4 protein-coding genes are annotated in these 2,814 nt (G+C 58.6%); all 4 read left to right on the forward strand.

The features are described from left to right. Positions 1 to 248: transposase (locus LEP6406_RS0201765; protein WP_155834773.1), on the forward strand; the 248-nt coding region annotated here is incomplete at its 5' end. Positions 249 to 795: 547 nt separating this feature from the next. After that, the gene (locus LEP6406_RS0201775; protein ID WP_008315172.1) at positions 796 to 1,050 is read left to right on the forward strand and encodes a hypothetical protein; all 255 of its coding nucleotides are present in this window, start codon (positions 796 to 798) and stop codon (positions 1,048 to 1,050) included. 558 nt (positions 1,051 to 1,608) lie between these two features. Then, positions 1,609 to 1,986: an endonuclease domain-containing protein gene (locus LEP6406_RS0201780; RefSeq protein ID WP_027268747.1), complete on the forward strand. Its 378-nt coding sequence runs from the start codon at positions 1,609 to 1,611 to the stop codon at positions 1,984 to 1,986. A 377-nt stretch (positions 1,987 to 2,363) separates the two neighbouring features. Then, the coding region (locus tag LEP6406_RS26235) for a DUF4145 domain-containing protein (RefSeq protein WP_155834774.1) at positions 2,364 to 2,814 on the forward strand (451 nt) is incomplete at its 3' end.

A 2,814-nucleotide genomic window follows, 5' to 3' on the forward strand; every position in this document is an offset into this window, starting at 1 on the left:
GATATAGCGGTAACGATTTCATGAAAGAGATCATGGACCGCTTTCGATGGGTGATTGAGGTGATCAAGCGCCCCGACTGTGCGCAGGGATTTGTGCTGTTACCCAAGCGGTGGGTGGTGGAGCGCACATTTGGCTGGTTTACTTTTTGCCGCCGCTTGAGTAAAGACTATGAGCGCCTACCAGAGACCGCTGAGGCATGGATTTATGTGGCCAATATTCGAGTCATGTTAAGGCGACTAACGTGCTAATTCATACCTACATTCCAGCTTTTCAGACACCCTCTAAGACAAAAAAAGAGGTTGCTACTCGTGAGTACTTAAGATTTCTGCTATCCGAGCCAAAGTACCGGAGCTTACTCACCCGAAAGGCTACAGGTACAAGTGGCTCGATGCTGAACGTTTCTCAAAAGAAACTTCTTGAAATGTATGCTCCTATCCCTCCGATAGAATTCCAAAAAGAATTCTCTGGCCTTGTTTGGAAGAACTTTTCACTCCGAGATAAGTATCAGATGGCGACTGAGCAATCTGATGCAGAGTTTAACTCCCTCCTCCAACGCGCCTTCCGTGGAGATCTGTGAGGGGTTGGCCTACCCCGTCCTGCGGGCAACCGACCCACCCCGCCCTTCGGGCACCCCTCCCAGGAGGGGATTTTTCAGCACCCCTCCCTGGAGGGGGCAGATCTCAGAACCCCCTCTCGGGAGGGGGCAGGGGGTGGGTTCCTCCCGGCACCGTAGAGGTACCGCTTACCATTGAAGACATCGCCCCAGAATTGCCGTCATCCCCCCAACAAACTGCAATGTCGATCACCTTAGAACTTCCCCCCCAAGTTGAAACCCTTCTGCGCCAACGGGCCGAAGCCACCGGGCAAGACATTCAACACATCGCCATTGCCGTCCTCACCCTGGGCCTCAGCCTCAACGACGAAGACTTTCTGGCCGCCATAGACGGCATTCAGCAGGGCCTAGATGACTTTGAGCAAGGCCGCTTTTCCAGCTTTGAAGACTTCATCGCCGAGCAAAATGAAAAGCATGGTCTAACCCTGGAAGCATGACCTACCGGATTGACCTGTCCAGTGTTGCCAGAGTCGAGCGCGATCGGAGAGCCTGAAGACTCAGAGCAAGAATGAATGCTCTATGGGCACACCAGTGAACCCACCCCGCCCTTCGGGCACCCCTCCAAGGAGGGGATTTCTTACAGATCCCCTCTTGGGAGGGGGACAGATCTCAGAACCCCTCTTGGGAGGGGACAGATCTCAGAACCCCCTCTTGGGAGGGGGCAGGGGGTGGGTTCTTCCCAGCACACCAGTGAACCCACCCCGCCCTTCGGGCACCCCTCCAAGGAGGGGATTTCTCACAGCCCCCCTCCCTGGAGGGGGACAGATCTCAGAACCCCCTCTTGGGAGGGGGCAGGGAGTGGGTTCTTCCCGGCACACCAGTGAACCCACCCCGCCCTTCGGGCACCCCTCCCAGGAGGGGATTTCTCAGCACCCCCTCCCTGGAGGGGGACAGATCTCAGAACCCCCTCTTGGGAGGGGGCAGGGGGTGGGTTCTTGGGCAGGGGGTGGGTTCCTCCGGGTACCCTACACCCAAGCATCTACCCTGCCCATCCCATGGCCTACCGCATCATCCCCTACAACCCAAAACTCAAAGAACGCGCCCGCGAGCTTCGCCAAAATATGACTCCCGGCGAAACCAAACTCTGGCATCGCCTCAAAGGGAAACAACTCCTCGGTTACGACTTCGATCGCCAGCGCCCCATCGATCAATTCATCGTCGATTTTTATTGCAAGCAACTCATGCTCGCGATTGAGATAGATGGTTCCTCCCACGACAGCGCCGCCGCCCAAGCTAAAGACCAAGAACGGCAGGCCCGTTTAGAGTCCTTAGGAGTCCGGTTTTTGCGCTTTCAAGAAGCTGACATTCATCAGAATCTTGAAGGCGTGGTAGTTGCGATCGCGGCATGGATCACAGCCCATCCCCCCCAGTGAACCCACCCCGCCCTTCGGGCACCAACCCACCCCGCCCTCCGGGCACCCCTCCCAGGAGGGGATTTTTCAGCACCCCCTCCCTGGAGGGGGCAGATCTCAGAACCCCCTCTTGGGAGGGGACAGATCTCAGAACCCCCTCTTGGGAGGGGGCAGGGGGTGGGTTCTTCCCGGCACACCAGTGAACCCACCCCGCCCTTCGGGCACCCCTCCAGGGAGGGGATTTTTCAGCACCCCCTCCCTGGAGGGGGTCAGATCTCAGAACCCCCTCTTGGGAGGGGGCAGGGGGTGGGTTCACGGGATTTTCAGCCCCGAACGTAAGACAAGCCCAGCCAATGGGGCACTATGGGCATAGTGCCCACCCCCTCGGCCCCCGCGCCATGGCCTCCAACTTCGCCTTCCTGCACCCCCACTTCCCCGATCTACACCGCCACGCCACCCAAGCCGAAGGTCTGGTGTACAGCAGCCCCCGCGCCAGTTGCTTCTACGCCCGCTACGCCCTAGAGCAAACTGTCAAATGGCTGTACCAAACCGACCCCTACCTGGAACCGCCCCACGACACCAAACTTTCTAACCTCATCCACGCCCCCAGCTTCAAAGAAAACCTCAGCCCCGGCCTGTTCCCTAAAATTCGCCTAATTCAACAGCTCGGCAACATCGCCGTCCACGAAGATGGCGAGATCACCACCCGCGACGCCCTGCAACTCACCGAAGACCTGTTTCACCTGCTGTACTGGGTCGCCCGCTACTACAGCCCCAACAGCAGCGGTCGCAACCTGGGTCAACTCAGCTTCAACCGCGATGCCATCCCCCGCCCCGCCCCCGCCGACC

This window comes from Leptolyngbya sp. PCC 6406 (assembly GCF_000332095.2).
GTDB lineage: Bacteria > Cyanobacteriota > Cyanobacteriia > Phormidesmidales > Phormidesmidaceae > PCC-6406.

What these genes read in the sequence shown, in the direction of transcription:
- LEP6406_RS0201775 (WP_008315172.1), top strand. Translation starts at nt 796, where the DNA reads ATGTCGATCACCTTAGAACTTCCCCCCCAAGTTGAAACCCTTCTGCGC.
- LEP6406_RS0201780 (WP_027268747.1), top strand. Translation starts at nt 1,609, where the DNA reads ATGGCCTACCGCATCATCCCCTACAACCCAAAACTCAAAGAACGCGCC.